The following is a 5753-nucleotide window of genomic DNA, read 5'->3' on the forward strand; positions in this document are numbered from 1 at the left end:
AACCACGAGCGGAAGGTTGAGCCGTTCCTTCGCCAGAACCCCGGCGAAGCTTGTCGTTCCAACGAAGTGGGCATGGATTATATCGAACCTGAAGCGCCTGTGGAGCTGAACTATCTTCCTCGCACCTAAAAACGCGAAGCTCGTCCCCCTCAGCCCGTAAACCGGTGGAACTCTAACCTGGTGAACCAAATTCCTCTCGAAGTCCCTCGGCTTGACCGGGCCGTAGGTGAGAACGTGGACCTCGTGCTCTCGCCTAAGCTCCCTGACGAGGTTGTCAAGGTGCCTCGCAACGCCCCCGCCGTGGGGTGGATAGTGGCCGACCATGAGGATTCTCATGTGCTGGGATTGGAAAAGGGAGTTAAAAAGCGTTTGGAAAGGTCTCGCGGAAGAGTTTTTCGGCGAGTTCTCTCAGCGAGAGCCCTTCCCTCTTCGCGAGCTTTTCGAGGAGCTTCTGCGCCCTGCTGCCGTATTGGGCGGCTTTCTTCTCCCGATTCGCTATCCACTCCGGAATTCCCAGTCCTAAGGCGAGCCTCCTGAGGATTACCTTCCGCTCTCCTTCGGCTATCTTGAGTCCCACCGGGGTTCTCAGCGCTATGCCGACGACCGGGAGGGAGAGGAAGGGGAAGCGTCCCTCGACGCCGTTCAGCATCGCTACCTTGTCGTCCCTTGCGAGGTTCCGCTCGGCTATGTTGAGCAGGTCCTCCCACATGAGCTCCGGCCTCTCGATGTACTTCGCGTAGCCCCCGAAGAGCTCGTCCGCCCCCTGTCCGCTGAGAAGGACCCTCACACCGTCTTCTCCGGCAAGCCCGGTGGCGAAGTAAAGGGGCAGGCCTATGGCGAGGTTCATCGGGTTCGGCTCCTCTATGGCAAAGATGACCTTTCTGGCGGCCTCTTCTACGTCCTCCAAATCAAAAACCCTCTCCCTCAGCTCCCAGCCGAAATAATCTGCCACTTTCCTCGCCCACTCCAAATCTGGGCTGTCCTCGGTTCCTGCCGTGTAGAGGACAACGTCCGAATGCCTTGAAGCGAGGTAAGCAATGAGGGTGCTGTCAAGCCCGCCGGAGAAGAGGATTCCCGTTCTTTGGGCACTTCTAAGCTTTACCGCGTAGTCGAGAACGTTTTCGAGTCCCTTAAGGAGGCCCTTCCCTCCTGTGCTACCTCTTTTTAATTTCTCGAGGGAGAAAAGCCTCGCGCGCCGGATTCCCTCTCCAAGAACCACGAGCTCGCCGGGTTCAACGGGGATTGCCCTCTCCCCAATCGCCCAGAGAACCTTCCTCTCGCTGGCGAAGAAGCCGTTGGGCGAGAAGTAGAGGGGTCTAACTCCAACAGGGTCCCGGAATAAGTAAATCATCTCCCCGTCGGAGAAGGCCACCGCGTAGTCGCCCTCAAGCCAGCGCATTGCTTCTTTAACCGCGTGGGGGAAGCTCAAACCCTTGCCCCTTAAAAACTCGATTAGGCGGAGGATTACCTCGCTGTCAACGTCGCTCTCAAAGGAGACGCCCTTTCCCTCAAGGAAATCCCGAATCCGGGAGTGGTTGTAGACTTCACCGTTGTGGACGAGGGCCAGCTCGTTAACAAAGGGCTGAATGAAGGTCTTGGAGCCGGTCATTGCCAGTCTGCACTGGAGCAGGCCTATCCTCCCGTTCGGAACCTCGCCCAGCCTTGAGAAGTCGCCCGACTTAAGCGTTCCCTCGTCGGTCCAAACGCCGAAGCCATCCGGTCCCCTGTGTTTTCCCGCAAGCGCCATCTTAATCAGCGCTTCCCTGATGTTCTCCTGAACGCCCCCTGCAATCAGGCACATGCTCCCACCCACTTTAGTTCAACCGGGGCAAGAAAAGGCTTTGGCCTTCCCACTTGTTAGAGTTTGCAGGAAAAGAAGGGCACTCTGAACGCTCGTTCACGTAAGGTCCCCGCAGGTGCAGTAATGCTCATAAGCCACCGTCTCCAGCTCGTCAAAGCCCTCGCGCGTTTTTGCTGAGAGGTAGAGAACCCTCGTCGGCGGGGCCAGCTCCGGAAGCGTTGAGCAGAGTTTGTACGCTAAAAGCCCTTGGGTTGAAGGTTCGAGCTTGAGCCTCGCGGTTAAATACTCAGCGTCGTCGAGGTACTTCCTCAGCTCGTCAGCGTTGGCCGTGTCAACTTTACTAAGCGCCGGAACGGTCGTTATACCGAGCCTGAGGTCTATCATGAGGCCGAAGAAGAGCGCGAAGCAGAAGTCGGTCGGCTTCCTCAGTATCTCCGGCGAGAAGAGATAGACGCCGAGGGCGTCGGGAAAGGCCTCCATGAGCTTTACCCCGAACTCGTGGAAGAGGAAGGTCTCCATCTGGCCGGGGGTGTCTATGAGAACGTAGTCGCTTTTTCCGTCGAGTTCCCTGATTCTCTCGGCGTACTCGTTGACCTTCGGAACGAGAAGGTCATAGCTCCTAACAATCGCCCCGTTGGGACCCAAACCTTCTTCCATGAGCTCCCATGCGGTAACGTCGTCGCGCACATCGACGTCCGGCCGGTAGGGGAGCTTCCTAACGCCCGTGTCGAGGTTGACGTACGAGACCGAGTAGCCGTTCTCCTCGAGGTACCTTCCAAACTCGGCCGTTAAGGTTGTCTTCCCGCTCCCGGCGGTGCCTATGAACGTCAGAATCATCTCATCACCCTCGCCTTGAAGCCCGCTATCCTTACGACGGTCTCCGCAAGCTCGAAGAAGGCCTTCGCACCGTCGGAGTCGGGGGCGTACTCGACGACCGGGATTCCCTCAAGTGTAGCTTCTCTGACCTTCGGGTCCTCCGGAACGACAACCAAAAGCGGGACTTCCATGACCTCCTCTGCGGCCTCCGGCGGGATGTCGTTATCGCTCCTGCCGTAGCGGTTGAGGACGAAGCCGAGAACGGCCAGACCGGCCTTTTTGAGGACTATCCCGACCTTCATGGTGTCGGTTATGCAAGATATCTCCGGGTTTGTTACGAGGATTACCTCCTCACCGCTCATCATCGCGTTCATAGCGTCCATCTGAAGCCCGGCCGGGCAGTCGATTATGATGAAGTCGTAGTGGGGCTTGAGGGGTTTTATCGTCTCGGGAAGCCTTCTGGGGTCCGCCTTTATAACGTGCTCCCAGTCAACGGCCGCTGGAACCAGGTAAACGTTCTCGTAGCTCGTCGCATAGATTGCGTCGTTAATACTGGCCGTCCCGGCGAGAACGTCGTGGATGGTTGTTTCCGCATCGTCTATACCCATGACAAGGCTCAGATTTGCCATCGTCAGGTCGGCATCAACCGCCAGAACCTTGTACCCCATCTTTCCGAGGGCTATGGAAAGGTTCGCGGTGGTGGTGGTTTTTCCCGTTCCACCCTTTCCGCTCGCGATAGAAATCAATCTGCCCATTCTCCCACCCCTTTAAGGTTGGCCTAAACCTTTATGAACCTTTAGCCTCAGGGGGAAGCGGTGAGAGGTATGAAGGTCTTTGTCCCAGACACGAGCGTGATAGTTGACGGCAGGCTAACCCAGTTCCTCTCAACAATCGGTGAGAAGGTCAAGGTCGTCGTTCCTGAAGCTGTAGTTGCCGAGATAGAGCACCAGGCCAACGAGGGAAAGGCGATAGGACATACCGGCCTTGAGGAACTCAAGAAGCTCCGCGACATGGCGGACAGGGGAGAGATACTCCTTGAGTTCTACGGCGAGAGGCCCGAACTCTGGCAGATTAGACGGGCCAAAGCCGGCGAGATAGACCACATGGTCCGCGAGACGGCAAAGCAACTCAACGCAACGCTAATCACCGGCGACCAGGTACAGAGGGACATAGCTATAGCTAAGGGCATCGACGTGATTTATTTAACCGCCAAGAAGGAGGTTCGTCACCGCCTCGAGGACTTCTTCGACGAGACGACGATGAGCGTCCACCTGAAGGCTGGGGTTAAGCCCCTCGCCAAGAAGGGGAAGCCCGGCGAGTGGAGGCTCGTCCCAATCCGCGACGAACCGCTGAGCGACGAGGAGCTGGAGGAGATAGCCGACGACGTTGTTGAGAGGGCGAAGAGGGAGCCAGACAGCTTCATAGAACTCGACGAGCCCGGAGCTACCGTCGTCCAGCTCAGAAACTACCGCATCGTCATAGCCAAGCCGCCCTTCGCCGACAGGATAGAGATTACCGCGGTCAGGCCGGTTAAAAAACTCAGCATAGAGGACTACGAGCTGAGTGAGAGGCTTTTGAAGAGGCTCAAGGACAGGGCCGAGGGAATACTCATAGCCGGTGCTCCCGGTGAGGGAAAGACGACCTTTGCCCAGGCTTTAGCTGAGTGGTACGCGAGCATGGGCAAGATAGTGAAGACGATGGAAAAGCCCCGCGACCTGCAGGTGAGCGAGGAAATAACACAATATACGGCTTTGAACGGCAAGATGGAGCTCACCGGCGACATACTGCTCCTCGTCAGGCCCGATTACACGATATTCGACGAGATGAGGAAGACGAGTGACTTCAAGATTTACTCCGACCTCCGTTTGGCGGGCGTCGGAATGGTCGGAGTGGTCCACGCGACGAAGCCGATAGACGCGATACAGCGCTTCATCGGAAGGGTCGAGCTCGGAATGATACCGCAGATAGTCGATACGGTTCTCTTCATCAAGGCGGGCAGAGTTGCGAAGGTTCTAACCCTTGAATACCTCGTTAAGGTCCCGAGCGGAATGAAGGAAGAGGATTTGGCGAGGCCGGTCATAGAGGTCAGGGACTTCGAGACTGGGGAGCTTGAGTACGAAATCTACACCTACGGCGAGGAGATAAGCGTCGTTCCGGTCAAGAAGGAGGAGAAGGCCCCGGCACTGAGGCTGGCAGAGAAGAGGCTCAAGCAGGAAATTAAGAAGTTCCTGCCCGACGTTTACACCGAGGTCGAGATAGTCAGCCCGCACAAGGCCGTAATTTATGCAGATGAGTTCGACATTCCAACGATAATCGGCAAGAAGGGCAAGAGGATAACCGAGCTGGAGAAGAGGATAGGCATAAGCATAGACGTCAAGAGCTTCGCCGAGCGCGAGGCTGAAAAGCCCAAGGAGAAGATACCCGTCGAGGTCGAGGAGAAGAAGAAAACGATTGTCCTTCGCGTCTCGCCTGACTACGCGAAGAAGCCGCTCAAGTTCTACGGCGGCGAGCAGTACGTCTTCACCGCGACGCCCAACAAGAAGGGCCTCGTCAAGGTCAGCAAGAGCACCCCGATAGGCAAGGAACTCGAGAGGCTCATCCAGGCCGGCATACCAATCTGGGCCAGCACTTAATGAGGCGCAAGCCTTTTAATCTCTTTTTACAACTTTCATTAGTGAGCTCCGGAGATGGTAGCATGGGGATTTGGAAGGACAGGCTATTCTGGGCCCTGTTCCTCGGCGGGCTGGTCTCGTGTCTGCTCGGCTTTGAGTTTATGTGGGCGTTTCCCCTCGGGAGTTTCCTCTGGCTGAGCGCCTTCGTCTACCTAACGGTCAGGTTCATTCAGAAGAACTGTGGAAAGCCCCAGTCCGGATGAGACAGGCTTTTAAACCTCCGCTTCCTTCCTATTCCGGTGGTGTCCATGAAGTACGACGTCGTTATCATTCCGGAGAGCTTCCACAAGTTCGATAAACACAACATGGAGCACATCTGCCCCCCAATGGTCATCGGGGACAGGAGCTACGACATAGCGATGGAGATAGTGAACGGCGTTGACAGGGTCATAAAGGCAAACTTCAACGCGAGCGTCGAGGAGCTTGAGGGCGAGGACTGCGACGTTCTCTACAGGAAGTACACG

General features: G+C 56.6%; 6 protein-coding genes and 1 pseudogene. 3 read left to right on the plus strand and 4 right to left on the minus strand.

The genetic code is table 11. The features are described 5' to 3' along the window. The 4 genes from MVK46_RS09400 to minD all read right to left on the minus strand — a co-directional run. The coding region (locus MVK46_RS09400) for a glycosyltransferase family 4 protein (RefSeq protein WP_297536419.1) at window positions 1-336 on the minus strand (336 nt) is incomplete at its 3' end. Window positions 337-358: 22 nt separating this feature from the next. Further along, window positions 359-1801 carry an asparagine synthase (glutamine-hydrolyzing) gene (gene asnB, locus MVK46_RS09405; protein ID WP_297536420.1) on the minus strand — a complete coding sequence of 481 codons (1443 nt, stop codon included), beginning with the start codon at window positions 1799-1801 and terminating at the stop codon, window positions 359-361. A gap of 96 nt (window positions 1802-1897) precedes the next feature. Beyond that, on the minus strand, window positions 1898-2638 hold the full coding sequence (locus tag MVK46_RS09410; RefSeq protein WP_297536421.1) for an ATP/GTP-binding protein: 741 nt from the start codon (window positions 2636-2638) through the stop codon (window positions 1898-1900). Continuing rightward, complete coding sequence (gene minD / locus MVK46_RS09415) at window positions 2635-3372, minus strand: cell division ATPase MinD (RefSeq protein ID WP_297536422.1); 738 nt, start codon at window positions 3370-3372, stop codon at window positions 2635-2637. The genes MVK46_RS09410 and minD overlap by 4 nt, the downstream gene beginning before the upstream one ends. A gap of 69 nt (window positions 3373-3441) precedes the next feature. On the opposite strand from minD, the gene MVK46_RS09420 reads away from it, so the two are divergent. The 3 genes and pseudogenes from MVK46_RS09420 to MVK46_RS09430 form a co-directional block, all read left to right on the plus strand. Further along, the gene (locus MVK46_RS09420; RefSeq protein ID WP_297536423.1) at window positions 3442-5250 is read left to right on the plus strand and encodes a PINc/VapC family ATPase; all 1809 of its coding nucleotides are present in this window, start codon (window positions 3442-3444) and stop codon (window positions 5248-5250) included. A 62-nt stretch (window positions 5251-5312) separates the two neighbouring features. Beyond that, complete coding sequence (locus MVK46_RS09425; RefSeq protein WP_297536424.1) at window positions 5313-5492, plus strand: hypothetical protein; 180 nt, start codon at window positions 5313-5315, stop codon at window positions 5490-5492. Between the two features lie 45 nt (window positions 5493-5537). Continuing rightward, a pseudogene (locus MVK46_RS09430) lies at window positions 5538-5753 on the plus strand (hypothetical protein); the annotation flags it as partial.

Source organism: Thermococcus sp., from assembly GCF_027066465.1.
In the GTDB taxonomy this organism is placed as follows: domain Archaea; phylum Methanobacteriota_B; class Thermococci; order Thermococcales; family Thermococcaceae; genus Thermococcus.

Coding starts and splice junctions, on each gene's coding strand:
- MVK46_RS09420 (WP_297536423.1), top strand. CDS start 3,442: ATGAAGGTCTTTGTCCCAGACACGAGCGTGATAGTTGACGGCAGGCTA.
- asnB (WP_297536420.1), bottom strand. CDS start 1,801: ATGTGCCTGATTGCAGGGGGCGTTCAGGAGAACATCAGGGAAGCGCTG.
- minD (WP_297536422.1), bottom strand. CDS start 3,372: ATGGGCAGATTGATTTCTATCGCGAGCGGAAAGGGTGGAACGGGAAAA.
- MVK46_RS09425 (WP_297536424.1), top strand. CDS start 5,313: ATGGGGATTTGGAAGGACAGGCTATTCTGGGCCCTGTTCCTCGGCGGG.
- MVK46_RS09410 (WP_297536421.1), bottom strand. CDS start 2,638: ATGATTCTGACGTTCATAGGCACCGCCGGGAGCGGGAAGACAACCTTA.